This is a genomic window from Gramella sp. MT6 (genome assembly GCF_019357415.1).
Lineage (GTDB): Bacteria > Bacteroidota > Bacteroidia > Flavobacteriales > Flavobacteriaceae > Christiangramia.
This window is the reverse complement of record NZ_CP048410.1, coordinates 2,834,321-2,859,024: the sequence shown is the minus strand read 5'-3', so window position 1 is coordinate 2,859,024 and position 24,704 is coordinate 2,834,321. Positions and strand designations below refer to the sequence as shown.

At 38.0% G+C, this 24,704-nt stretch carries 25 protein-coding genes; 13 read left to right on the top strand and 12 right to left on the bottom strand.

Features of this window, described 5'->3' with window-relative positions:
- The first annotated feature begins 21 nt into the window (after nt 1-21).
- From G3I01_RS12825 to G3I01_RS12770, 12 genes are all read left to right on the top strand, one after another.
- Nucleotides 22-570 carry an OsmC family protein gene (locus G3I01_RS12825; RefSeq protein WP_219548496.1) on the top strand — a complete coding sequence of 183 codons (549 nt, stop codon included), beginning with the start codon at nt 22-24 and terminating at the stop codon, nt 568-570.
- Between the two features lie 84 nt (nt 571-654).
- On the top strand, nt 655-1,728 hold the full coding sequence (locus G3I01_RS12820) for a DUF3616 domain-containing protein (protein WP_219548494.1): 1,074 nt from the start codon (nt 655-657) through the stop codon (nt 1,726-1,728).
- A 75-nt stretch (nt 1,729-1,803) separates the two neighbouring features.
- The gene (locus tag G3I01_RS12815; protein ID WP_219548492.1) at nt 1,804-3,981 is read left to right on the top strand and encodes a DPP IV N-terminal domain-containing protein; all 2,178 of its coding nucleotides are present in this window, start codon (nt 1,804-1,806) and stop codon (nt 3,979-3,981) included.
- A gap of 11 nt (nt 3,982-3,992) precedes the next feature.
- The gene (locus G3I01_RS12810) at nt 3,993-4,478 is read left to right on the top strand and encodes a GyrI-like domain-containing protein (RefSeq protein WP_219548490.1); all 486 of its coding nucleotides are present in this window, start codon (nt 3,993-3,995) and stop codon (nt 4,476-4,478) included.
- A 3-nt stretch (nt 4,479-4,481) separates the two neighbouring features.
- On the top strand, nt 4,482-5,414 hold the full coding sequence (locus tag G3I01_RS12805; protein WP_219548488.1) for a hypothetical protein: 933 nt from the start codon (nt 4,482-4,484) through the stop codon (nt 5,412-5,414).
- An 11-nt stretch (nt 5,415-5,425) separates the two neighbouring features.
- Entirely contained in the window at nt 5,426-6,256 is an 831-nt protein-coding gene (locus G3I01_RS12800; protein ID WP_219548486.1) for a DUF1853 family protein, read from the top strand.
- A complete protein-coding gene (locus G3I01_RS12795) occupies nt 6,257-6,745 on the top strand; it encodes a GNAT family N-acetyltransferase (RefSeq protein ID WP_219548484.1) in 489 nt (162 codons plus the stop codon).
- Nucleotides 6,746-6,759: 14 nt separating this feature from the next.
- Nucleotides 6,760-7,515 carry a sulfite exporter TauE/SafE family protein gene (locus G3I01_RS12790; protein WP_219548482.1) on the top strand — a complete coding sequence of 252 codons (756 nt, stop codon included), beginning with the start codon at nt 6,760-6,762 and terminating at the stop codon, nt 7,513-7,515.
- Nucleotides 7,516-7,554: 39 nt separating this feature from the next.
- Nucleotides 7,555-8,433, top strand: a complete 879-nt coding sequence (locus tag G3I01_RS12785) for a cation diffusion facilitator family transporter (RefSeq protein WP_219548480.1) — start codon at nt 7,555-7,557, stop codon at nt 8,431-8,433.
- A 134-nt stretch (nt 8,434-8,567) separates the two neighbouring features.
- A complete protein-coding gene (locus G3I01_RS12780) occupies nt 8,568-9,722 on the top strand; it encodes a hypothetical protein (protein WP_219548478.1) in 1,155 nt (384 codons plus the stop codon).
- A 114-nt stretch (nt 9,723-9,836) separates the two neighbouring features.
- Complete coding sequence (locus G3I01_RS12775) at nt 9,837-10,574, top strand: NYN domain-containing protein (protein ID WP_219548476.1); 738 nt, start codon at nt 9,837-9,839, stop codon at nt 10,572-10,574.
- A gap of 9 nt (nt 10,575-10,583) precedes the next feature.
- Nucleotides 10,584-11,438 (top strand): pirin family protein, encoded by an 855-nt coding sequence (locus tag G3I01_RS12770; RefSeq protein WP_219548474.1) that lies wholly within the window; start codon nt 10,584-10,586, stop codon nt 11,436-11,438.
- Here G3I01_RS12770 and hisIE read toward each other — a convergent pair.
- The 11 genes from hisIE to fabG form a co-directional block, all read right to left on the bottom strand.
- The gene (gene hisIE, locus G3I01_RS12765; RefSeq protein WP_219548472.1) at nt 11,435-12,055 is read right to left on the bottom strand and encodes a bifunctional phosphoribosyl-AMP cyclohydrolase/phosphoribosyl-ATP diphosphatase HisIE; all 621 of its coding nucleotides are present in this window, start codon (nt 12,053-12,055) and stop codon (nt 11,435-11,437) included. The two genes, G3I01_RS12770 and hisIE, sit on opposite strands and share 4 nt — an antisense overlap.
- Before the next feature lie 5 nt (nt 12,056-12,060).
- Nucleotides 12,061-12,816 carry an imidazole glycerol phosphate synthase subunit HisF gene (gene hisF / locus G3I01_RS12760; protein ID WP_219548470.1) on the bottom strand — a complete coding sequence of 252 codons (756 nt, stop codon included), beginning with the start codon at nt 12,814-12,816 and terminating at the stop codon, nt 12,061-12,063.
- Between the two features lie 135 nt (nt 12,817-12,951).
- Nucleotides 12,952-13,677: a 1-(5-phosphoribosyl)-5-[(5-phosphoribosylamino)methylideneamino]imidazole-4-carboxamide isomerase gene (gene hisA / locus G3I01_RS12755; RefSeq protein ID WP_219548468.1), complete on the bottom strand. Its 726-nt coding sequence runs from the start codon at nt 13,675-13,677 to the stop codon at nt 12,952-12,954.
- 7 nt (nt 13,678-13,684) lie between these two features.
- A complete protein-coding gene (hisH, locus tag G3I01_RS12750) occupies nt 13,685-14,275 on the bottom strand; it encodes an imidazole glycerol phosphate synthase subunit HisH (RefSeq protein ID WP_219548466.1) in 591 nt (196 codons plus the stop codon).
- Nucleotides 14,275-15,414: a bifunctional histidinol-phosphatase/imidazoleglycerol-phosphate dehydratase HisB gene (gene hisB, locus G3I01_RS12745; protein WP_219548464.1), complete on the bottom strand. Its 1,140-nt coding sequence runs from the start codon at nt 15,412-15,414 to the stop codon at nt 14,275-14,277. Before hisB ends, hisH begins: the two co-directional genes overlap by 1 nt.
- The gene (gene hisC, locus G3I01_RS12740; protein WP_219548462.1) at nt 15,407-16,459 is read right to left on the bottom strand and encodes a histidinol-phosphate transaminase; all 1,053 of its coding nucleotides are present in this window, start codon (nt 16,457-16,459) and stop codon (nt 15,407-15,409) included. Before hisC ends, hisB begins: the two co-directional genes overlap by 8 nt.
- Nucleotides 16,460-17,743 carry a histidinol dehydrogenase gene (hisD, locus tag G3I01_RS12735; RefSeq protein WP_219548460.1) on the bottom strand — a complete coding sequence of 428 codons (1,284 nt, stop codon included), beginning with the start codon at nt 17,741-17,743 and terminating at the stop codon, nt 16,460-16,462. It lies immediately after the preceding gene.
- Between the two features lie 21 nt (nt 17,744-17,764).
- Complete coding sequence (gene hisG / locus G3I01_RS12730; RefSeq protein ID WP_219548457.1) at nt 17,765-18,628, bottom strand: ATP phosphoribosyltransferase; 864 nt, start codon at nt 18,626-18,628, stop codon at nt 17,765-17,767.
- A 214-nt stretch (nt 18,629-18,842) separates the two neighbouring features.
- Nucleotides 18,843-19,658, bottom strand: a complete 816-nt coding sequence (locus G3I01_RS12725; protein WP_219548454.1) for a prohibitin family protein — start codon at nt 19,656-19,658, stop codon at nt 18,843-18,845.
- 15 nt (nt 19,659-19,673) lie between these two features.
- The gene (locus G3I01_RS12720; protein ID WP_219548452.1) at nt 19,674-21,707 is read right to left on the bottom strand and encodes a VWA domain-containing protein; all 2,034 of its coding nucleotides are present in this window, start codon (nt 21,705-21,707) and stop codon (nt 19,674-19,676) included.
- 71 nt (nt 21,708-21,778) lie between these two features.
- A complete protein-coding gene (gene fabG, locus G3I01_RS12715) occupies nt 21,779-22,525 on the bottom strand; it encodes a 3-oxoacyl-[acyl-carrier-protein] reductase (protein ID WP_219548450.1) in 747 nt (248 codons plus the stop codon).
- A 269-nt stretch (nt 22,526-22,794) separates the two neighbouring features.
- Here fabG and G3I01_RS12710 point away from each other — a divergent pair, with 269 nt between their 5' ends.
- Nucleotides 22,795-23,655, top strand: coding sequence for a glycerophosphodiester phosphodiesterase family protein (locus tag G3I01_RS12710; protein ID WP_219548448.1), 861 nt, complete (start codon nt 22,795-22,797; stop codon nt 23,653-23,655).
- A gap of 68 nt (nt 23,656-23,723) precedes the next feature.
- Here the strand turns inward: G3I01_RS12710 and sucD are convergent, their stop codons facing one another.
- A complete protein-coding gene (sucD, locus tag G3I01_RS12705) occupies nt 23,724-24,599 on the bottom strand; it encodes a succinate--CoA ligase subunit alpha (RefSeq protein WP_219548446.1) in 876 nt (291 codons plus the stop codon).
- Nucleotides 24,600-24,704 lie beyond the last annotated feature (105 nt).

Here is a 24,704-nt window from a genome sequence, read left to right as displayed (position 1 = left end):
TTTTAGCTAAAAATCAAAGTCATGAAAACAAATTCGATAGTAAAACAAAGACAATTACCCCTAATTGAAAATTATGTAGAATCTCCTGAAAAAGCCTGGATCACAGATGTAGCTTTTGTTGAAGGAAAAAACCTTGACAAACCTTTTCATACGGAAGTAAAGATTAATGAAGAATTACAAACATCTGTTGGTATTGGGGTTCACCGGGCCCTAGGTGGTTACCACGATCTTCCCAATCCCGGGGATATGTTATGTGCTACCCTGGCTTCCTGTTTTGAAAGTACTCTTAGAATGATCGCAGAAAGAATTGGCGTAAAACTAACCTATACCTTCGTCAAGGCCGAGGCTCATGTAGATGTAAGGGGAACTTTGATGATGGACAAAACGGTGCCGGTTGCCTTCCAGTCTATGGACCTAACCATAAAAGTCAAAACTGACAATGATGATAATAAATTACCGATTTTGCTAAAAGCAACTGAGAATAGTTGCGTCATCTTTCAGACTTTGAGATTAGCTATCCCAATTAGGATAAAGAATGAACAAGAGATGGCTCATGCCGTGGAATTATAAATTATAGTTAATTTATGAAGGCTCTTTAAAAAGAGCCTTTTTTTATTGCTTTTATCTGGGTAGATTGAAGAAAATATTCCGCGCATGAAGCCAAGTCAGAAAAAAGTAGCCCATAAATGCCTTCTAAAATTTGAGGAAGGTTTTTCAAATATGGAAGATCTAAGGACTGAGATTTCCAGTAGTCTTGCTACAGATAACAATCTTTGGTTAAGCTATGATGAAGATGCCGGAATTGAACGCCTCACCAGAACAGAAAATGGTTATGGTTATCATAAGCATTATGACCTTTTTGATTTTTTTGACCTTCCCTCTAGCAATGGGGAAGCAGACATGGAAGCACTCGCCTATCAGGAACCATATCTTTGGTTCTGCGGAAGTATGAGTCTCAAAAGAAATTCGCCATCGTCAGACGAATCCCTGGATAAACAACTTATGCAATTAAGTGAGATCGCCATAGATGAGAACAGGTTCAGTCTTGGATGCATACCCTGTATTAATAAGAATGGTACTTATGAATTACTGAAAGAATCCGATTATAAAGGCAGGAAGATAAGGCCGCTAATGCTTAGGGGCGGCACAAAGAGCACCGAATTGCATAATGCACTTATGACAGATGAACATCTCGAAAAGTTTATGAGAATCCCTTGTAAAGATAATGGCTTCGACATTGAAGGCCTGGCAGTTTTTGAAAATAGGATCTTTATAGGTCTAAGAGGTCCAGTATTGAATGGATATGCCGTGATCCTTGAAATAGGCTGTAAGGAATTTGACGGGGAACTCCTTCTTTCAAAGAAACCTGATGAGGAAAAGCTATATCGAAAGCATTTTCTGGATCTCAATGGAATGGGGATAAGAGAACTCAATATTACCAAAACTGGAGATCTTTACCTTTTGGCTGGCCCTACTATGGATCTTGATGGGACCATTAGTATTTATAAGATCAAGGGCGGTCTGCCAGATGAAAAAGGAAGCGTGATCCATGATCCCGAAAGATTGTTTGATGTTGCCAGGGGTGCTGAGCTAGAACATGGAGCAGATAAAGCGGAAGGAATGGCTTTTCTACCAGATGGCAAACTACTAATTACATACGACACGCCGATTAAAGAAAGATTAGAAGGAAATACCGGAGTATGGATGGATTGTTACGATCTTGACTGATCCTGGAATCTGTTTGCAAGGTCTTAATGAATGCCCTTTATATTTTTTATCTTGCTAAATCAAATAACGATCCTAATGAAAAAGTCCCTACTATTATTTTTCCTGACTGCTCTTATAAGTCTTACCGCTGTTTCACAATCAGGAAAAGATCAGGTAACCAGTGAAGATTACGAAAGGGCTGTACAGTTTCTTAGTGAGAATACAGATGCCCTGGTCTATAGAAAGCACGTTAGTCCCACCTGGCTGGATAGTGAGAACTTCTGGTACCAGGTTTCTACCGTGAATGGAGAAGAATATGTACTGGTTAATGTCAGGAATGGTGAAAAACAAACTGCCTCATCATTAGATAAATTACTGAGCAATACTAAACTTCAGAAAAAGTCGGATGAAAAATTATATACTAGTTCAGAAATGGTTTCGCCCAATGGTAAGAAAGTGGCTTATATTAAAGACTGGAATCTATGGATGAGAAATCTTGAAACAGGCAAGGAAACCCAGCTTACCAGAAATGGAATAGAGAATTACGGTTATGCCACCGATAATGCCGGATGGAAAAAAAGTGATAAGGCAATTCTGTTATGGTCACCAGATTCTAAAAAAATTGCTACCTACCGCCAGGATCAAAGACATGTGAGCGATATGTATCTAGTCACTACAAATATTGGCGCGCCTAAATTGCAAAAATGGAAATATCCCCTTCCGGAAGATGAAAAAGCGATACAAATAGAAAGGGTAATCGTTGATACAGAGAATCAGGAGGTCATTAACCTAAAGATGGAACCTGATCCACGCAGAGGAACGCTTTGCGATAATATTAGCTGTTCCGGAAGCTACGATGATAATGAATGGAGTGAGGATTCCTCGAGATTGTATTTTGTATCTACTTCCAGAGATCATAAATCGGCAAAACTCAGAATGGCAGATGCCACTACCGGTGAAGTAAAGGACATTTTTGAAGAAAAAGTAGATACACAATATGAATCTGGTCGCGGGGAGATCAACTGGCGTTATCTGGATGATTCGAATGAGATCATCTGGTATTCAGAAAGAGATGATTATGGCCATCTGTATCTGTATGATGCTGAAACTGGCAAATTGAAAAACCAGATCACTAGTGGTGATTTTGTAGTCACCAAATTATCTTATGTGGATGAAGAAGAAAACGAGATATATTTTTTAGCAAATGGAAAGAACAAGGAGGAGAACCCATATTTCAGTTATCTCTATAAAATAGATCTTTCAGGAAAGAACTTAAAAAGTCTGACTCCTGAAACCGGAACCCATTCTATCAATTGGTCTCCAGATCATCAATATTTTGTGGATAATTACTCCACTCCTACTCAACCAAATATTGCGGTTCTAAGGAAAAGCAATGGAAAGATCATTAAAGAACTCGAGAAAGAAGATATTCAGGCATTAATAGAAAATGGCTGGAAGGCCCCAGAAGAATTTTCTGTAAAATCTGCGAATGGGGAATGGGATCTTTACGGACTCATGTTTACTCCTACACACCTTGATAAAACTAAAAAGTATCCGATAGTAAATTATATCTACCCTGGACCACAAGGAGGAAGTATTCGTGGCTGGTCATTTAAGGCCTCCAGAAGGGACCATCAGGCCCTGGCAGAGCTCGGTTTTATAGTCATCGTTTTGGAAGGAACCTGTAACCCAGGTAGAGAGAAATCTTTCCACGATGCCTGTTATGGAAGTCTTTCAGAAAATACTTTGCCAGACCAGATAAGTGGAATAAAACAACTTGCTGAGAAATATGCCTATTTAGATACCACGGAAATTGGTGTTTGGGGTCATTCCGGTGGAGGTTCCGCCACGGTAGCTGCCATGTTTAAATATCCCGATTTTTATAAGGTCGGTATTGCCGAATCTGGTAACCACGATAATAGAAATTATGAAGATGACTGGGGAGAAAGGTATATTGGACTTATGGGAAAAGATCCAGACAGCACTTCTGCTTATATTTATGATGCTAACGCACAATATGCTGATAATTTAGAAGGTGAATTAATGCTGATTCATGGAGCGATGGATGATAACGTACCACCTTATCACACTTACCTGGTGGTGGATGCACTTATTAAAGCCAATAAGGATTTTGACCTTATCATTCTGCCACATGCACGACATAGTTATGGTGATGATTTCTATTATATTATGCGAAGAAGATGGGACTATTTTGTAGAGAAACTAAGAGGTGCTACTCCTCCTGAAAACTTCAAAATAAACCTGAAAAAATAAATAAAATCAAAATGAAAGATCCTGAAATAGTAGAAATGGAACCGAAAAAGCTGGTAGGCATTAGCCTTCACACCAGTCTGGCAGATGACAAAACAGCTCTTCTCTGGAAAAGGTTCATGAAGTACAAAAAGAACATCACTAACGCTAAAAGCGATGATCTCTTTTCTGTTCAGGTGTATGATGAAGGATTCATGTCTGGACAATTCAATTCTCAATCGGTCTATGAAAAATGGGCTGCTCTTGAGGTAGAAGATTATTCAGATCTTCAGGAAAATATGAAGGGACTAAAACTTCCCGGTGGATTATATGCCGTTTTCACCCATGAAGGGACCTCCAAGGAATTTGCTGAAACGGCGAAATTCATATTCGACGAATGGATACCAGCTTCTGAATATACCCTGGACAACAGACCACATTTTGAAGTTCTGGGCGAAGAATACAAAGGTCCTGAAAATCCTGATTCAAAAGAAAAGATCTGGATTCCCATCAAAAAATGATCTATGAGAAATTATCTATCTCTTGTCCTATGCTTTATCTCTTCCATAGGTATTTCTCAGAATTTACTTAAAACTGAACCGGTCTTCAAAGACTTTCAGGAATTATTAAAAACCAGGGATTTTACCGTTTATGAAAACGAAGCTTACTTCACTTTACAGAGCATGAATGAAAATATCTCTGTAATCGTTAGAGCCAGGAGGAATAACAATGAATGGAATGATAGAGTTATCGTTGATTTCAGCGGAAAATATAAGGACCTTGAGCCTATGCTCTCCCCAAATGGATTGAAATTATTTTTCGTCTCGAACCGCCCTGTCTCAGATTCAGCAACAAAAAATAAGGATTTTGATATCTGGTATGTTGAAAGAAATAAAATTGATGATGAATGGTCTGCACCGATTAATTTAGGTAAACCTATCAATACGAAAGCAGATGAGTTTTATCCCTCTGTCACTAATTCCGGAAATTTATATTTCACCAGGCCCAACCCGGATAATAAATCTGAAGATGACATTTTCTATAGTCAGTTCATTAACAATTCATATGCTGATCCAACGGTTCTTGATGACGCCATAAATACGAAGGGATATGAATTTAACTCATACATTGCTCCAGATGAAAGTTACCTTATTTTCTCTGGTTATAACCGGGAAGACGGTTTAGGGAGTGGCGATATGTATATAAGTACTAGATCAAAGGACGGGAAGTGGTCTAAAGCTAAGAACCTTGGAAAAGGAATAAATTCAGACCAAATGGATTATAGTCCTTTTGTAGATACCACTACCGGCATCCTATACTTTACCAGTAGAAGATCTGCTCTTGAAAAAGAGAAGGATCAGGATTATTCCGAGCTTATCAACATTATAAATTCCTATGAAAATGGCCTAAGCAGAATTTATAGGGTTGATTTTTCTGAATTTATTGAAGAAGAATAAAATATTGAAATTTGAAAGATCAAAATATTCTTGACCAGTTCAAAGGTTTTCTCAACACCAGGGATATTTTCCTTTCCAATGATGGAACAATAAAATCCTTTAAATTTCCTGAGATCAATATTACAGATTCACTATTGAATGATCTTAATGATCTAGATCATCCCCGAAATTCAGTTCTGGGAAAACGAATGGAAAGTTTCTTTGAGATAGCCATTAGGAATAGCAGCAAGTATGAATTGATCGCTTCGAATATCCAGATCATAAACGAAAAAAGAACAATTGGCGAATTGGATTTCCTGGTTTTTGATAATGAAAGATTAAAGCCTTTGCATATTGAGCTGGTCTATAAACTTTATGTTTATGATCCGGAACTTTCTCCTGAAAAAAATAAATGGATCGGCCCGAATAGAAGAGATAGTTTTTCTGAAAAATTGCAAAAATTAAATTCAAGGCAGTTTCCCTTGCTCTATAGCCAGGAAGCGCTTTCTTATCTTGATGATTTGAATTTAAATTCTGTTGAAATAGAACAGCAGCTTTGCTTTAAAGCCCAGCTTTACCTACCTAGAAATTCAGAATATCACCAATCTGGCCTCATAAATCCCGATTGTTTAACCGGAAACTGGTTAACCTTAGAAGATTTCAAAAATTCGGGGTGGAAACAAAATTTGTTTTTTAGCCCAGGAAAAAGAAACTGGAGCTGTGATCCTTCAATTAATTCTGAATGGTACAGCTATGATGATTTACTTGATAGTATTCAGCAATTATTTGAAAAAAAGAAAGCTCTCTTGGTTTGGATGAAAACAGAAAATTCAATTCACAGATTTTTTATAGTTTGGTGGTAAATGATTAGAGCAATAACATCTACCGATGCCACGGAGATCCTCCATATCTATGAGCTGGGGCTGGAAACGCGTAATGCGACTTTCGAAACCAAAGTGCCAACCTGGGAAGAATGGGATAATAAACATCATCTGCATTCCAGATTGGCCATGGTTGAAGAAGACCAGATTCTAGGATGGGCTGCCCTGGCTCCCTTTTCTAAACGGGAAGTTTACAAAGGCGTGGCAGAAGTAAGTATATATATACATCCTGCTCATTCAGGTAAAGGAATTGGTTCTAAATTAATGCAGGAGTTGATCAGATCTTCAGAAGAAAATAAAATCTGGACATTGTTCTCCAGCGTATTTCCAGAGAATCAAGCCACCATCAGGCTGCATACTAAGTTCGGATTCAACCTCCTTGGTCGTAGAGAAAAGATCGCGCAATTGGATGGAATTTGGCGAGATACACTCATTTTTGAAAGACGAAGTAAAATTGTTGGAATAAATTAAATACTGAATCAATAATGGTGGAACTATTCCAGGAGATCAATATTTTATATTTAATAGTACTCTTTTTTGCAGGATTAATTGCTTTTACCATTTCTACAGTTTCCGGTGGAGGTGGTGCATTGATACTGGTTCCTCTTTTAAATTTCATGCTGGGCACTTCTAAAACCGCACCTGTTTTAAACCTGGGAACTTTTATTGGGAGACCTGCCAGACTTATTCTATTCTGGAAATATATTAACTGGAACGTTTTCTGGTATTATGTACCGGCCGCCTTGCTAGGAGCCTTTTTAGCCGGATGGTTCTTTACTAGAGTAGATTCTTACTGGTTACAGATCCTGGTCGGTTTATTTCTAATAAGTACTGTATTTCAATATCGATTTGGTAAAAAGGAAAAGTCATTCCCGGTAAAACTTTGGTATTTTATTCCTCTTGGATTTATTGTTTCTGTTTTAGGAACCATCATAGGTGCCCTTGGTCCAATTTTGAATCCCTTTTACCTTAATCTTGGATTAGACAAAGAAGAATTGATCGCGACCAAGACAGTAAATTCATTTTTTCTAGGGATCGCCCAAATTGGAAGTTATACATTCTTTGGATTGTTACATGGAGATCTATGGATCTACGGTATTGCTCTTGGGCTTGGAACAGTGGCTGGTAACATTCTAGGAAAAAAATTCCTCTCAAAAATGAAGAGTAGTACTTTCCGTAAACTGCTCATACTTTTTATGGTCGTTAGCGGAATTTTACTCATTTATAATCAGCTGAAGTAACTTATTATTTTAATTTTGTAATCTCCAAAAAACTACGTTATGCAGCCGGGTTACCGGGAAGCGGTTAAAGCCTCCTATTTTAGTATTGCAGGAAATGCCCTTTTAGCAATTGCTAAGGCAGTAACCGGTATTTTTGGAAATTCCTATGCGCTTATCGCAGATGCAATAGAATCTACTACCGATGTTTTTTCTTCTTTGCTGGTTCTTCTCGGTTTGAGATATGCCAACAAACCTGCTGATGAGAATCATCCCTATGGCCATGGAAAAGCCGAGCCACTTATTACCTTCATGGTGGTAGGATTTCTAATAGTTTCTGCTACTGTAATTGCTTATGAAAGTATTGAGAATATACAAACACCTCATGAAGTTCCGGAACCGTATACCCTGGTAGTTCTTATGGTAATTATCCTGATCAAGGAAATTTCATACCGGTTCGTTTCAAAAAAGGGAACCGAAATTAATAGTTCAGCCTTAAAGGCAGATGCCTGGCATCATCGCAGCGATGCTATAACTTCCCTAATGGCATTTATCGGGATTTCTATTGCGCTCTTTTTGGGCAAGGGTTATGAAAATGCAGACGACTGGGCTGCTTTGTTCGCTTCAGGATTTATCCTTTTTAATGCTTATCTCATCTTAAGACCGGCTCTAGGTGAAGTGATGGATGAGCATAGATATGATGATGTTGAATTAGAGATCAGGGAAATTGCCCAGAAAATTGACGGAGTTGTGGATACCGAAAAATGCTTCATTAGAAAGACCGGAATGACCTATCACGTAGACCTTCATATAGCGGTAGATGCTAAAATAAGTGTAAAAACAGGGCATGATATCGCACATAGAGTAAAAGACGGTATCCTGGAAAAACTACCACAGGTTGCAGATGTTTTAATTCACGTGGAACCAGACGACGAACTGTAGAACCATTCAGTTTCGTTTAAATAAACTTTGATAATTATTAAGAAATATTTAGCACAACACAGCGGCTTAGGGCTTTGATGTGGCTCTGGTAAGGCGTATCTTATAGGTTAAATTAACCGAAAAATATATTAGATATGTCGATGATTAATGAACAAGAATTCAAAAAACTGGCCAATATAAAGAGTGACACTTGTGTTTCCATATTTATACCTACACAGCGGGCCGGGAAAGAAGTACTCGAGGAAAAAAATAAAAAGCATTTACATTGTGAATGGGTACAGATCCGTAAAAAACTAAAAGAAGATAATGTTGAAGAAAGCGTTATAGAAAAAATAGGGAAACCTATCCAGGAACTTCTGGAAGACCGGGACTTTTGGAGACATCAGTCTGATGGTCTGGCCATTTTTGCTTCTCCAGATTTTTTTGAAAGCTATACTTTACCAGTGAATTTTGAAGCTTACCACTATATTTCAGAGGAGTTTTACGTAAAACCTCTAGTTCCGGCAATGACAGGCGACGGGAAGTTCAATATTCTTGCTATTCAACTTGAAAAAGTAAGTCTCTTTGAAGCTTCAAAATATAGCATAGCACCTGTTGAAATTGATGACCTCACCCCTTCCCGACTGGAAGAAAGGGTTGGTTTCGATTTTAAAGAAAAAGCCTTGCAGTTCAGGACTCAGGGAGAAGGCGGAGATAAGACCCAGTTTCATGGACATGGAGGAAGTGAGCGTGATGAAAAAACGGAGATCAAACAGTTCTTCAGAGCAGTAGACCAAGGGTTGAAAGACTATCTAACCCGGGAAAAATTACCATTGGTAGTTTATTGTCAGGATTACCTGTTTCCAATTTATAAAGATGCGAACACTTACAATCACTTGATGGACGAAGTAATTCCCGGAAACCCGAATGACTCTGATCTCTTAGGCATACATCAAAAAGCAATGGAAGTGGTGGAGCCTTATCTAAATGAGAACAGGAATGAAAAGATCGAAAAGTATAAAGAGCTAAGTCAAACCGAAAATACCACTTCTGCAGTGAGCGATATCATTCCTGCTGTTTATCAAGGAAAAATAGATACTTTATTTATTGAAAACCGGGCTGAGATCTGGGGAGATTATAAAGAAGATGAAATGAAGGTGGAATTTTCAGAGGACAGAAAGAATGGAAGCATATCTTTATTGAACCTCGCTGCCAAAAAAACGATTGAAATGGGTGGAAAAGTCTATCTAGTGGAACATGAGTTCATGCCGCAAAAGAAATCAAAAATGAATGCTTTATTGAGATTCTAAAATAATCGATGGGCCTGTAACTAACTTGCAGGCCCATTTTAATATATTTTTGGCTGAATAAGAAAGGACTAATATTTTAATCTTAACTTTAGTCACCCAAATAAATAAAAATTAATGGAAACAAATTTAGCTGTACTTATAGACGGCGACAATATACCATCTGCTCATGTAAAGGAAATGATGGAAGAAATTGCCAAATATGGCAACCCTACGATCAAAAGAATCTATGGTGACTGGACCAAACCTCATTTAAATAAATGGAAGAATGTTCTCTTAGAGAACGCTATCCATCCTATTCAACAATACGGTTATACACAGGGAAAAAATGCGACAGATTCTGCCATGATCATCGATGCGATGGATATTCTATATTCCAACAAAGTTGATGGATTCTGCCTGGTTTCAAGTGATTCAGATTTTACCCGCTTGGCTACGAGGCTTCGAGAAGCTAGTATGAAGGTTATCGGCATCGGCGAGAAAAAGACTCCAGATCCTTTTATTGTGGCATGCGATAAATTCATTTATATCGAGATCCTTAAGAATAACACTAAGGAGTCTGAGAGTGATAAAAGCAATAAAGAAAAAGGCACTAAAAAGCAGAACTTAGATAAGATCACTCCAAAAGTGATTAGACTCATATCTCATACTATATCTGATGTAGCCGATGAAGATGGCTGGGCTTTTCTAGGAGATGTGGGAAGTTTACTTCAGAAAAAGCAACCTAATTTTGACTCAAGGAATTACGGATTCCAAAAGCTGACTCCTATGATAAACTCTATAGATAAATTTGAGATCGAGTCCAGGGAAAATGCTAATTCCAAATTCAAATTAATTTACGTTAGAAATAAATAGACTTTTAAAATGAGGAATATTAAGAAACTGCATAAAGCGGAGTATCGTCCTATGGGGGATCTTGAAACATGGTCTCCTCTTCCCAGCCGTAACCTGCAAATGATAGATCCATTTATATTTCTGAATCATCACGGACCTCAAAAGTATCCACCAAATAATAATGGTTTGCCTTTTGGACCGCATCCTCATCGCGGGATGGAAACGGTAACTTTTATCCTTGACGGCGACATTGCACATAAGGATAGTAGCGGCCATAAAAACGTTATTGAAAGTGGTGGCGTTCAATGGATGACTGCCGGTAGCGGACTTATTCACGCGGAAGTGTCTTCCCAGAAGTTTAAAGAGGAAGGTGGCCCACTGGAAATTTTACAGTTGTGGGTCAATTTACCTAAAAGACTGAAAATGATGCAACCCACCTACCACGGACTTCAAAAAGAACAGATTTCAACCTGGAAAAATGAAGAAGAAACAATCAGGGCTCAGGTAGTTTCAGGAAATTTTAAAGGAATTAGAGGAGCATTTGACACTCCCACTTCAGTAAACTTATCTACGGTGCACTTTGAAAAAGATTCCGAAATTCAACTGGAGATCCCTAAATCTGATAATATTTTCTTTTATGTTATTGATGGTGAACTTGAAGTGAACGAGATCAATGTTCCAAGATTACATCTCGCTGAATTTTCTAAAAACAGTGAAATTCTAAATATTAAAGCTACAGAAAAAAGTATACTCCTTCTTGGGCATGCAGAACCATTTGATGAAAAGGTGGTATTTGGCGGACCGTTCGTTATGAATTCCGAAGATGAGATCCACCAGGCTTACGAAGATTATAAATCAGGAAAAATGGGTGGCTGGGAAGACTAATGTCTTCCCTCCAGTACTTTTACTATATCTTTCAATCCAAATCCTTTTGCTTTTAGTAATATCAAGTAATGAAAAAGCAAATCGGCACTTTCATTAAGAAATAGGTCATCATTATCATCTTTGGCCTCGATCACTGTTTCTACAGCCTCCTCTCCTACTTTCTGAGCGATCTTATTAATTCCTGCATCAAAAAGTGAAGTAACATAGCTATTTTCGTTTTCCTTTCGCAATCCTGGCTCGGTTTCACTTAATTTTTGACGACTTTCAATAATTCCTTCAAGTTTCGAAAGAAAACCATATTCTACAGTATTTCCTTCAGCCCAGCAGGTATCGGTTCCCTTATGACATACAGGACCTTCCGGATTTACTTCCACCAAAAGGGTGTCGTTATCACAATCCAGTTTTATATTTACCAGATGTAGAAAAATACCGCTTTCCTCACCTTTCGTCCATAATCGCTCTTTAGTTCTACTATAAAAAGTAACTTTTTTTGTCTGGTTGGTTTTCAGAAAGGCTTCCTCATTCATGTAGCCTAACATCAGTACCTTTTTTGTAATTGAATCCTGGATTATTGCCGGAACCAGGCCATCGCTGTTCTTATTGAAATCTATATTCATTTTCTTTATATTCTCACCGGTATACCGGCTGTTCTTAGTTGATTTTTAAGATCTGAGATCTCTATCTCCTTAAAATGGAAAACACTGGCAGCTAGAGCAGCATCTGCTTTTCCTTTCTGAAATGTATCCTGAAAATGCTGAATATTTCCTGCTCCTCCGGAAGCAATAATAGGAATATTTAATTCCTCAGAAAGTCTGGCCAGAGCCTCATTCGCAAACCCATTTTTGGTACCATCATGATCCATTGAAGTAAAGAGGATCTCTCCCGCTCCGCGCTGTTCAACTTCTTTGGCCCATTCAAAAAGATCCAGTTCGGTAGGAACTTTACCTCCTACGAGATGTACTTTCCATTTCCCATCAATATTTTTTGCGTCTATCGCCACCACCACACACTGACTTCCAAATTTATCAGAAAGCTGATTTATAAGATCGGGGTTTTTAACTGCGGAAGAATTTATAGAAACCTTATCGGCTCCATTCTTAAGCAGGATATCTACATCTTCTACTGAAGAAATCCCGCCACCAACGGTAAATGGAATATTGAGTTGTTCGGCGACATCCAGCACAAGCTTTGCCAGGGTTTTTCGTTTTTCTTCCGTTGCTGAAATATCAAGAAAAACCAGTTCGTCAGCACCTTTCTCGGCATAGGCCGCAGCCAGCTCCACGGGATCTCCTGCATCTCTCAGGTCAACAAAATTGACTCCTTTAACTGTCCTTCCATTTTTGATATCAAGACAGGGTATTATTCGCTTAGTTAGCATCTTTTTAGATGTTAGATAATAGATTTTATTTTTCGAAAGTTTCAGTATTCGTCATCCTGAACTTGTTTCAGGATCTCAAAATTAGAAGCTGAAACAAGTTCAGCTTGACGCTTTTCCATTAAAGTAAACTAGCTACTATTTATTTAAAATATAATTCTCCAATTGTTTTAAACTGATCCTATTCTCATAGATCGCTTTCCCTATGATTACTCCTTCGCAGCCTAATTCTGCCAGTTTAGGCAGCTCATCAAATTCTGAAATTCCACCGGATGCAATAAGATAGATGTTTTGTGTTTCAGACAGGATCTCTTCATAAAGATCAAATGATGGGCCTTCCAACATTCCATCTTTAGAAATATCTGTACAGATCACATATTTCGCCCCCTTCTCTTCATAATTCTGAATAAATGGGATGATTTCCTTGTCTGAATCTTCCAACCAGCCGGAAACTGCTATCTTTCTATTCTTTGCATCTGCTCCTAAAATGATCTTGTCACTTCCATACTTTTGAAGCCAGTTCTGAAATATATCAGGATCTTTTACAGCAATACTTCCACCGGTGATCTGATTCGCGCCACTTTCAAAGGCGATCTCCAGATCTTTATCAGATTTCAATCCGCCTCCAAAATCAACTTTCAGATCAGTTTTTGAAGCGATTTGTTCAAGGATCTTATGATTTACAATATGTTTAGACTTCGCACCATCCAGGTCTACCAGGTGTAAATATTCAATTCCGTGGTCCTGAAATGATTTCGCCACCTCCAGGGGATTCTCATTATAAATTTTCTTGGTATTGTAATCACCTTTTGAAAGCCTTACACATTTACCTTCGATAATATCTATTGCCGGTATTATTCGCATTCTAGTATTAATTTAATTCTAGCTTCAAAAAGTTTTTAAGTATCTGTTCGCCTGTTTTGCTGCTTTTTTCGGGGTGAAACTGTACCCCGTAGAAATTATCACGATGTAAAGCCGTGGAATAGTTCACACCATATTCTGTTCTGGCAATTTCATCTGCACATTCGGGAACGTAGTAACTATGCACGAGGTAAACATATTCGCCGTTTTCAACATTATCGAAAAAATGTGAATCAAGATTTGTGATCTGGTTCCATCCAATCTGGGGAACTTTTACCGAATTATCAAATCGTTTCACATCGGCATCAAAGATCCCCAGGCCTTTTGTATCACCTTCCTCGGAATAATTACACATTAACTGCATTCCCAGACAAATGCCCAGAACAGGTTGCTTCAGCGTGGGTATTACTTCATCAAGACCTGTTGATCGCAACATTCTCATCGCGCTTCCTGCTTCTCCCACACCCGGGAATATAACTTTATCGGCTTTCCGGATCTCTTCAGCATCACTGCTTAGCTCAGCCACAAAGCCAAGTCGCTTTATCGCAAATTTGATACTTTGGATATTCCCGGCTCCGTAATCTATAATTACTATTTTCATTAAAGCATTCCTTTTGTAGATGGTAAGATCATTTTTTCGGTGTCTCTTTTTACCGCCATTTTTATAGCTTTTGCAAAGGCTTTAAAAATAGCTTCTATCTTATGGTGCTCATTTTTACCTTCAGCTTTAATATTCAAATTTGCTTTGGCACCATCGGTGAAAGACTTGAAGAAATGATAGAACATCTCTGTTGGCATTTTGCCAATCATTTCCCTGTTGAAATCTGCTTCCCAAACCAGCCAGTTTCTTCCGCCAAAATCGATGGCGACCTGAGAAAGACAATCATCCATAGGTAAACAAAATCCATATCGCTCTATACCCAGCTTATTACCAAGTGCTTTACTAAAGACCTCTCCTAAAGCGATCGCAGTATCTTCGATAGTATGATGTTCATCAACCTCCAGATCGCCTTTAACAGCGATTTTAATGTCCATCTGTCCATGACGTGCTAACTGATCAAGCATATGATCAAAAAAGTCGATACCGGTGCTTATATCACTTTTTCCGGTTCCATCGAGATTCAATTCAATTTTAATATCAGTTTCATTGGTCTTTCTCTCGATAGATGCTGTTCTATCCTGTAATTTCAGGAACTCATAGATCTCTTTCCATGAATTGGTTTTCAAAGCTATTCTATTCTCAACTTCAGATTTTTCATTTTTCACTTCATCCTCGCCGAGCTCCTCATGATTATCAATGAAAATTCCCTGACCACCAAAGTTCATGGCAAATTCTATATCTGTAAGTCGGTCACCTACCATAAAAGAGTTCTTCAGGTCATAATCTGAATTATCCATGAATTTTCTTTCAAGTAAACCGGTATTTGGCTTCCTGGTAGGTGCATTCTCTTTGGCAAAGGTCCTGTCTATCAATACATCGCTAAATTCAACCCCTTCATTCTTAAAAGTTTTGATAATAAAATTCTGAATTGGCCAGAAATCGCTTTCCGGAAAACTATCAGTTCCCAGCCCGTCCTGATTGGTCACCATTACGATCTCATAATCCAGCTCTTTGGCTATTTTACCCAGGTAGGTAAAAACTTCAGGATAAAATTCAAGTTTATCCAGACTGTCGATTTGATAATCCTCAGGCTCATGGATCAATGTCCCGTCACGATCTATAAATAATAATTTATTCATTATCTAATTCTTTAAATGCTTTGATGAGTTTCTTATTTTCTTCCTTAGTTCCGACAGTAATTCGCAGGCAATTTTCGCACAATGGCTGGTTGCTTCTGTTTCTTATAACAATTCCTTTTTCAAGAAATTGATCATAGCGTTTGTTTGCATTATCTACTTCCAGAAGCAGAAAATTAGCGTCAGATCTATATATTTTTGAAACAAAATTAACTTCAAGTAATTGTTCAACTAAAAGCTTTCTTTCACTCTTAATACCAGCAACTTGTGTTTTTATTTTATCTAAATCAAATAAGGTTTCCAGAGACTCATTCTGAGTAAGTTGATTCACATTATACGGAGGTTTGATCTTATTCAGAATAGTAATAATTTCTTCTGAAGCATATAGAACTCCAAGCCTGATCCCTGCCTTTCCAAAAGCTTTAGAAAAAGTTTGAGTAATGATAAGAGTAGGGAAATCTTCCAGCATGTTGATCCAGCTATCTTTCTCTGAAAAATCTATATACGCCTCATCGATCACCACTAGTCCATTAAACCTTTTTAGAATCGCTTCTATTGTATTCGCTTCAAATGAATTCCCGGAAGGATTATTCGGTGAACATAGAAAAATGATCTTGGTCCTGGAACTTACCTGTTCAAAGATCGCGGTAACATCTGGTTCAAAATCGTGGTTTAATAAAACCTCCCTGTTTTCAATATCATTGATATCGGCAAGCACTTTATACATGCCGTAGGTAGGCGGTAGTGAGATAATATTATCTCTTCCAGGCTCACAGAAAGCCCTGAAAATAAGATCAAGGACTTCATCACTCCCATTACCTAATAAGATATTGGATGGAACGACGTTCTTAATTTCAGAAAGCTTTTCCTTAACCTTAGCTTGGTGCGGATCTGGATATCGGTTTAGCCCATTATCATTGGGGTTCTCATTCGCATCCAGAAAGATCATTTCCGCTCCCTGAGTTTTGAATTCGTCTCTGGCAGAAGAATATGGCTTTAATTTCGCCACATTTGGTCTGATCAATTTATTTAAATCAAATACCTCCATTTAATTCAGGTCTTTTAATCTTAGACTTACTGCATTCTTGTGAGCCTGCAAACCTTCAGCTTCAGCAAGTAATTCTATGGATGGTCCAATTTCTTTAATTCCCTGTTCCGAGATCTTCTGAAAAGTGATGGTCTTCATAAAACTATCCAGATTTACACCGCTATATTGCTTGGCGTAACCATTTGTGGGTAAGGTGTGATTTGTTCCGGAAGCATAATCCCCTGCACTTTCAGGGGTATAATTTCCTATAAAAACAGAACCGGCATTTACAATTCCCTGCACAAAATAATCTTCATTTTCAGAACAAATAATAAAATGCTCAGGACCATATTCATTAATAAGTTCCAAAGCTTCTTCTTTTGAGCTAACCAGGATCAATCTTGAATTCTCTATAGCTTTATCAGCTATCGCTTTTCTTGGGAGCTCCTGAACCTGGGCTTCGATCTCATCTGAAACTGCATTGATCAGCTTTTCTGAAGTTGAAACCATGATCACCTGGCTATCTATTCCATGCTCTGCCTGACTTAAAAGATCTGAAGCAACATAAGCCGGATTTGCTGAATCATCTGCAAATACCAATAATTCTGAAGGGCCTGCCGGCATGTCTATGGCTACCTGATATTTTGTAGCGAGCTGCTTCGCAACCGTCACAAACTGATTTCCAGGACCAAATATCTTATATACCTGCGGAACATCTTCAGTTCCAAATGTCATCGCTCCAATAGCCTGAATTCCTCCAATTTTAAATATTTGAGTTACACCACAAAGTTCGGCCGCATACAGAATTGCCGGATTTACGTTTCCATCTTTATCCGGAGGAGTGCATAAAACGATCTCTTCACACCCGGCAAGCCTAGCTGGAATAGCCAGCATCAAGATCGAAGAAAATAAAGGTGCCGTTCCGCCCGGAATATAAAGCCCAACTTTCTGGATCGCTTTCTTTTCCTGCCAGCATTTTACTCCATTAGTAGTTTCAACACTGATCTTTTCAGTTCTCTGGGCCGCATGGAATTTTTCAATATTAGATTTCGCCAGTTTTATAGCCGATTTTAATTCTTCTGAAATTTCCTTATCGGCATTCTGGACTTCATTTTCTGAAACCTTCAGCTCATTTAATTTAATTCCATCGAACAGCTCGGTATATTTAGCAACTGCGGAATTCCCTTTTACCCTGATCTCATCAAAGATTTGATTGACCGTTTGCTCAATATCGGCAACGGTTTGAGTTGGTCTTTTCAGGATCTCAGGCCAGTCTGATTTTGAAGGATTTAATATCTTATTCATAATCTTAATATTCAGCAGTTATTAAATTACCATTTTTTCGATTGGCGCAACCAGAATTCCTTCTGCTCCAAAGTTCCTAAGCTCATCCAGAACCTCCCAGAAACGCTCTTCATTGATCACGGTGTGCACGGAACTCCAGCCTTCTTCTGCTAATGGTAATACCGTAGGGCTTCTCATTCCGGGCAAAAGCTTTATTACATCCTCCAGCTTCTCATTCGGAACGTTCATAAGAATGTATTTAGAAGTCCTGGCATTCAACACAGACTTCATTCTGAATTGCAACTTCTCAAGGATCTTCTTTCTTTCTTCAGAAATTTGAGGAGAAATAGCAAGTACCGCTTCACTTTTCAGCATCACCTCTACTTCTTTCAAACCATTTTTAAATAAAGTACTTCCACTGGAAACGATATCGCAAATAGCATCTGCAAGACCAATGTTTGGAGCGATCTCCACCGACCCATTAATAATATGAAGTTCCGCTGAGATACCTTTCTCTTTCATGAATTCATTCACTGTATTAGGATAAGAGGTAGCTATCTTCAAACCATCCAGATCCTTAATTCCGGTATAATTAAAAGATTTTGGGACCGCCAGGGATACCCTGCATTTTGAAAATCCGAGTTTTTCTCCTTTAATGATATCCTGACCCTTTTCGATCAAAACATTTTCACCTATGATCGCAACATCTACTACTCCATCCCTAAGATATTGCGGAATATCTCCATTTCTTAGATACATAACTTCCAAAGGAAAGTTTCTGGATGAGGCTTTAAGCTGCTCTTTTCCATTATCTATAGAAATGCCAGCGTCTTTTAGAATCCCAATGGAATCCTCGAATAATCGACCTGATTTTTGAACTGCTATTCTTAATTTTTCTTTACTCATGATCTTAATTGGTAGTATTAGAAATAAAAAAACCCGCTTGATTGCTCAAACGGGTTATGATATTTTAGTTAAAGTTACAACATATCATATTCACCTCGCCTGAGCGTGGGTAGAAAAATGATGGTGATGTACTGTATAGTTTCTCATTGTGAGTTCAAATCTAAATAAAATAATCAGAAATAAAACCTGAAAATTAATTTTTAAGATTTGTTTATTAGTTGTTACCTAAAATTATAGGCATTCCACTATCTCCCTGACCTATCACAACAACTTTAGCATTTGGGGATTTCGCCAGTTCTACTGTAGCTTGAATTCCTTTTTCCTTCAGCACCTTATCTGTCAAAGATTCACTTAGGATGCGGTTTGCCGTAGCTTTACCTTCGGCATCTATACGCTGGCGTTCTGCTTCCTGTTCAGCCTTGGTCAACCTAAATTCATATTCCAGGGATTCCTGCTCCTGTCTAAGCTTTCTTTCAATCGCCTCTTTAATAGTTGAAGGCAAAGAGACATCTCTAACAAGAACTTCATTCACCTGAACATATTGTTCATCAAGCAACAGGTTGGTTTCGTCAAAAATCTCCTTCTGGATAGCTTCTCTTTTACTAGCATAAAGCTGCTCAGGATTGTAACGTCCTACAACCGCTCTGGTTGCCGATCTAATTGCCGGCTGAAGCAAACGCTGGATATAAGCCTCTCCTTTCTCCTGATGTAGTTTTCCTAATACTTCATATTCTGGTTGAAACCAAACTGAAGCATCTAAAGATATTTCTAATCCATTTGAAGAAAGAACAGTCATTTCTTCATCTAGAGACTGTTGACGTACCTCATAAACGAATACTTTGTTCCAGGGAGCTACAAAATGGAAACCTTCAGATAATGGTGGTTCCTCTGTTACAACACCTCCACCGAAAGTTTTGTATAATACTCCGGCTTCACCGGAATCAATAGTAACAGTACTTTTAGCGATAAAAATTATTAAAATGACGACACCAATAAACAATGGTATGCCAATCTTTGGTAATCTTTCCATAAATAAAAATTGTGATTAAATTAGTCCTAAATATTTTCGGTAAAACCATTCAGCGGCAAGAAAAAATATCAAAATGAACAGTAGGTAATACCAGTCTATCAAAGGTACGGTTTTTTGCCGGCTTTTTTGGACAGGTTTGAACTTATCATCAGTAAGTAAGGTATTTACGAGGTCATTCAACTTATCTGGATAATAAAGTATAGTTCCGTTATTATCTGCAAAAGACTGCATGCCAGAAAGGTTAGAAGAAACAAACTGCTGCTCTGTATTATATTCTACCACCTCGAATTGACCAGATTTAGAAAGGCCTCTTCCCTGTACACTAACGGTATAAGAATATTCACCGGGCTTTAGATCTCCTCCATCAAACTGATAGAAGTTATTCTTTAGAACCAGGTCTGAGGTAAATTCTTCATCTGCTCCCTTATTTTCTATACTAATTCTCAAATTCACACCCGGATCAAACTGATAATTTTCATCAAAATACTGTGCAGAAATAACTACATTCTGGTTGGCATAATAAAAATTCTCTGCATCTACAGTTAATCGCTGTCTTGAGTTGCTTGAAGCTAAATTTTGAACTAGTTTGCCTATAAAATTGTCAAAATCTTCAAAAGAACGGTTATCCAAATATGATTTAGCTCGCCATCGCCAGATATTCTCACCAAATAAGAATCCTGATTTTGGAGTGGTTTGTGTAACACCCATCAAAGGATCCCCGGTTTTAACTCCCTGCAGTTCCTGAGAAAGCATTACATTAAATCTTTTCTGATTTATTTCCAGAGGACCAAATCTATCAATTAGAGGAGGGAAATCATCAAAGCCTATATTTTCAAATTGAAAGGAACTAAATACGGGATTATAAACAGGAAATATTTCCTGTGACTGGCTGGTCGCATTTTTATTATAGCCAAGATCCAGGGCATTCAAATAATTCCAGTCTGTTTTAGTACCGGTAACCACCAGATAGTTTAGATCCTTTTCAAGAATTTCCGCGATCGAATTATTAAACTTTCTGTTTACCTGGTACAGTATAACTAATTGATAATATGATATATTTAAATTTTTATCATCTAAATATTTAATATTTACAGTACGTTGCTGATTACTAGCTATAGATTTCTCAAAAGCTCCCAGGTCTGGATGAGCAACATCGCTTAAAATAAGAATAGAAGTTCGCTCATCAACTACCTCGATAGCAAATTTCTGCTGATTATTAACTTCATTCCTTTCATCTGAAAGCGTTTCGACTTCAACCGAATATGTTTTAACTCCCAGTGAATTAGCCGGCAATTCAGTTCTAATGACTTCCGACTGTGAATCCTTGGAAAATTTAAGTTTTTGGGTATAAATTATTGACTCTCCAGATCTGATATTGAAGCTGGCCTCTATATCTTCTTTTCCAGCATAATTGACAAATACTTCGACAGGAAACCGGTTGTTAAGAAAGGCGTACCTATTAGCATTGATCCTTTCAATGCTTAGATCTTTATAACTGGTGGTATCCCCTATTATCAAAGGAAAAATGTTAGTACCGGTTCCTTTATTAAAATATCTAAAATCCCTGCCCAGGCTTTGATTACCATCCGTTAACAGCACGATGACAGGGTTTTGATTGGAATAGATATTTTCAGCTTCAGAAAGCGCCGAATAGATATCGGTCTGGCTAGCTAGGAAATCCAAGGAATCATTTAAACCCAGTTTTTCTCCGAAATAAAGGCGATTTACTTCAAAATCCTTCTGAATATCGGTATTACCGCTAAGAGCATCAGAAATCTCACTGATCTTATCCTCAACATTCAAATATGAAATAGATTGAGAATTATCTGTAAGCAGGATCAGTTCTGGCTTATCTATTTCGTAATCTACAGATGTTATCTTTGGATTGATCAAAATTAAAAGCACCAGAAAGACCGAAAGTGCTCGCAATGAAAAAAATATATAGTCTTTCCTCCTTCTAGGATTCTTATGATACAGATACTGAAAAAAAGCGAACCCCAGCGCTGCAATGAGAGCCAGGGTTATATATAAGATCGTGCTTGTATCCATTAAAATAAGTTAGAATCGTGAAGTTAACAATTAAATGGAATATTTCACATTCTAACCAGAAAGACGAGATCTTAGGTGTGCATTCCTCCGTCTACATGGATCACCTGTCCAGTTACGTAAGAGCTAAGATCGCTACCAAGATAAACACACGCATTGGCAATATCTTCTGGTTTACCCCCTCTTTTCAAAGGAATAGCATCTCTCCATCCCTGAACGGTCTTTTCATCGAGCTTCTCTGTCATTTCTGTTTCAATGAAGCCTGGAGCAATTACATTAGTTCTAATATTTCGAGATCCAAGTTCCTGTGCAATAGATTTAGAAAATCCAATGATTCCAGCCTTTGAAGCCGCATAGTTAGCCTGCCCGGCATTTCCGGTAACACCAACCACAGAACTCATATTGATAATACTTCCGCTCCGCTGTTTCAACATAGTTCTTTGAACGGCTTTGGTCATATTAAAAATAGATTTCAAGTTCACTTCGATAACCTTATCAAAATCCTCTTCACTCATTCTCATAAGCAGATTATCCTTAGTGATTCCCGCGTTATTAACTACGATATCTATTGAACCAAAATCTTCGACTACGCTGTCTACCAATTCCTGAGACTCTTTAAAACTTGCAGCATTAGATTGATATGCCTTGGCTTTTACACCCAGAGCTTCAAGTTCTTTCGCAAGTTCCTCTGCAGATTGTGACGATGAATTATAAGTGAAAGCGACATTTGCCCCGTGCTGAGCAAATACCTGAGCGATACCTTTTCCTATTCCGCGGCTACCGCCTGTAATTATAGCATTTTTTCCTTCTAATAATTTCATATTAAATGATCTTGGTTAATTCTCTGTCCAAATATAGCAAAAGCTATTTTGGATTGAATAATTTTCATTTGAAGATTCAAGGCGGAGGGAATATTGAAAGTTCGGTGATCATTAAAAGCTAACAAATCAATGATCTTAGATTAAAGCGAGATGCTGAAATTTCCTTTTATTTTCAGAATCGAACTTAACATTAGTTAGTTAGCTTCAAAATGCTTATTTTTAGGTAGTTACGAATTTCAAGTGATCAAGATTCCAAAATTCTTTCCAGGATGTTCAAGAGCAGTCTCATACCTCTATGCTTCTCGTGGATCCTGATGCTAATAACAGTATCGGGTTCAGGTAATAGCTCGTACCCCGAAAGTAGAAGCCTTTACAGTCCTGAAGATAAAATCCTTATTGCCGCTCACCGCGGAATTCATTCTAAATTTCCCGAAAATTCAATTCCGGCAATAGAAGAATGCATAAAAATGGGAATTGATATTGTAGAAATTGATATAAGAGAAACCAAAGACAAAGTACCGGTGCTAATGCATGATTCCAGTTTATTCCGAACTACCGGTAGCCATAAAAAGATCTCAGAGCTTGAGTTCACTGACTTGAAGAATTACCCCTTGTTATTTGATGAAGATAAAACCGAACACCTAATTCCAAGCCTTGAGCAGGTTCTGCAGGTAGCAGAAAAAAGGATAATTCTTAACCTGGATTACAAACAGGACGACCTGGAAGCTTTTAAAAGAGCTTACAGTTTGATCACCAAATTCGATATGGAAAAACAGGTCATCATAACTTTGAACAACCTGGAATTAATCCCTGAGCTCTACAGCTTGAATCCAGACATTAGGATCATGCCGGTGGCATTTAGCTGGTGGAAAATAAACATGGCTACCAGTTATGACTTTTTAGATATTATCCAGCTTTATCACCGGCCATATTCAAATTACAGAATTCATAAATTAGAAGAAAAGGAAATCGATATCTGGGTAAATGCGCTTCAGAAATATGACAGATTGGAAAAATCCGGGAGAAATGGTTTTGAAAAGCTTATTTATATAAAAAAGGCAGATATCATACAGACAGATTACCCGGAGGAACTCCTGGTTTTTCTTCGCGAAAAAGGCCTACATGATTAAATCTTATTCAAAAAAAATCCCTCTCTTACATCGTAAAAGAGGGAATATATATTTGATCTGAAAAACTCTTAAGCTTTAAGAACTTCAGCTACTTTCATTCCAATTTCGGCAGGAGAATCAACAACGTGGATTCCGTTGTCTCTAAGAATTTTCTTTTTAGCCTGAGCTGTATCTTCACTACCACCAACGATAGCACCAGCATGACCCATGGTACGTCCAGCAGGAGCGGTTTCACCAGCGATAAAACCTACAACCGGCTTTTTATTTCCATTAGCCTTTACCCACTGTGCTGCGTCTGCTTCTAACTGACCACCGATCTCACCGATCATAACGATACATTCGGTCTCATCATCATTCATCAATAGTTCTACAGCTTCTTTAGTAGTAGTTCCAATAATTGGATCTCCACCAATTCCAATTGCAGTGGTAATTCCAAGACCTTGTTTTACAACCTGATCTGCAGCTTCATAAGTAAGAGTACCAGATTTAGAAACGATACCTACTTTTCCTTTTTTAAAGACAAAACCTGGCATAATACCAACTTTAGCTTCTCCAGGTGTAATAACACCAGGACAGTTAGGACCAATCAATCTACAGTCACGATCTTTAATATAATCTGAAGCCTTTACCATATCGGCAACAGGGATACCTTCAGTAATGGTGATAATAACTTTAATACCTGCATCAGCAGCTTCCATAATCGCGTCAGCAGCAAATGCCGGCGGTACAAAGATGATCGATACATCTGCCCCGGTTTGCTCAACTGCATCAGATACAGTATTAAATACCGGTTTGTTAAGGTGCTTCTGTCCTCCTTTACCTGGAGTTACACCACCAACTACATTCGTACCATATTCTATCATCTGCTCGGCATGGAAAGTTCCTTCACTTCCAGTAAACCCCTGCACGATTACTTTAGAATTTTTATTGACTAAAACGCTCATAAGTGTCTTTTGAATTTTGGATTACAAAAGTATGTTTTTAAATATAAAAGTTAAAAGCTTTTTACAAGTTTATTAAAGCTTTAACCTCTTCGAAATCCCTTAAAT

Bases quoted from the DNA above. Each gene is read 5' to 3' on its own strand.
- G3I01_RS12825 (WP_219548496.1), top strand. From the start codon at position 22: ATGAAAACAAATTCGATAGTAAAACAAAGACAATTACCCCTAATTGAA.
- G3I01_RS12820 (WP_219548494.1), top strand. From the start codon at position 655: ATGAAGCCAAGTCAGAAAAAAGTAGCCCATAAATGCCTTCTAAAATTT.
- G3I01_RS12815 (WP_219548492.1), top strand. From the start codon at position 1,804: ATGAAAAAGTCCCTACTATTATTTTTCCTGACTGCTCTTATAAGTCTT.
- G3I01_RS12810 (WP_219548490.1), top strand. From the start codon at position 3,993: ATGAAAGATCCTGAAATAGTAGAAATGGAACCGAAAAAGCTGGTAGGC.
- G3I01_RS12805 (WP_219548488.1), top strand. From the start codon at position 4,482: ATGAGAAATTATCTATCTCTTGTCCTATGCTTTATCTCTTCCATAGGT.
- G3I01_RS12795 (WP_219548484.1), top strand. From the start codon at position 6,257: ATGATTAGAGCAATAACATCTACCGATGCCACGGAGATCCTCCATATC.
- G3I01_RS12790 (WP_219548482.1), top strand. From the start codon at position 6,760: ATGGTGGAACTATTCCAGGAGATCAATATTTTATATTTAATAGTACTC.
- G3I01_RS12785 (WP_219548480.1), top strand. From the start codon at position 7,555: ATGCAGCCGGGTTACCGGGAAGCGGTTAAAGCCTCCTATTTTAGTATT.
- G3I01_RS12780 (WP_219548478.1), top strand. From the start codon at position 8,568: ATGTCGATGATTAATGAACAAGAATTCAAAAAACTGGCCAATATAAAG.
- G3I01_RS12775 (WP_219548476.1), top strand. From the start codon at position 9,837: ATGGAAACAAATTTAGCTGTACTTATAGACGGCGACAATATACCATCT.
- G3I01_RS12770 (WP_219548474.1), top strand. From the start codon at position 10,584: ATGAGGAATATTAAGAAACTGCATAAAGCGGAGTATCGTCCTATGGGG.
- hisIE (WP_219548472.1), bottom strand. From the start codon at position 12,055: ATGAATATAGATTTCAATAAGAACAGCGATGGCCTGGTTCCGGCAATA.
- hisF (WP_219548470.1), bottom strand. From the start codon at position 12,816: ATGCTAACTAAGCGAATAATACCCTGTCTTGATATCAAAAATGGAAGG.
- hisA (WP_219548468.1), bottom strand. From the start codon at position 13,677: ATGCGAATAATACCGGCAATAGATATTATCGAAGGTAAATGTGTAAGG.
- hisH (WP_219548466.1), bottom strand. From the start codon at position 14,275: ATGAAAATAGTAATTATAGATTACGGAGCCGGGAATATCCAAAGTATC.
- hisB (WP_219548464.1), bottom strand. From the start codon at position 15,414: ATGAATAAATTATTATTTATAGATCGTGACGGGACATTGATCCATGAG.
- hisC (WP_219548462.1), bottom strand. From the start codon at position 16,459: ATGGAGGTATTTGATTTAAATAAATTGATCAGACCAAATGTGGCGAAA.
- hisD (WP_219548460.1), bottom strand. From the start codon at position 17,743: ATGAATAAGATATTAAATCCTTCAAAATCAGACTGGCCTGAGATCCTG.
- hisG (WP_219548457.1), bottom strand. From the start codon at position 18,628: ATGAGTAAAGAAAAATTAAGAATAGCAGTTCAAAAATCAGGTCGATTA.
- G3I01_RS12725 (WP_219548454.1), bottom strand. From the start codon at position 19,658: ATGGAAAGATTACCAAAGATTGGCATACCATTGTTTATTGGTGTCGTC.
- G3I01_RS12720 (WP_219548452.1), bottom strand. From the start codon at position 21,707: ATGGATACAAGCACGATCTTATATATAACCCTGGCTCTCATTGCAGCG.
- fabG (WP_219548450.1), bottom strand. From the start codon at position 22,525: ATGAAATTATTAGAAGGAAAAAATGCTATAATTACAGGCGGTAGCCGC.
- G3I01_RS12710 (WP_219548448.1), top strand. From the start codon at position 22,795: ATGTTCAAGAGCAGTCTCATACCTCTATGCTTCTCGTGGATCCTGATG.
- sucD (WP_219548446.1), bottom strand. From the start codon at position 24,599: ATGAGCGTTTTAGTCAATAAAAATTCTAAAGTAATCGTGCAGGGGTTT.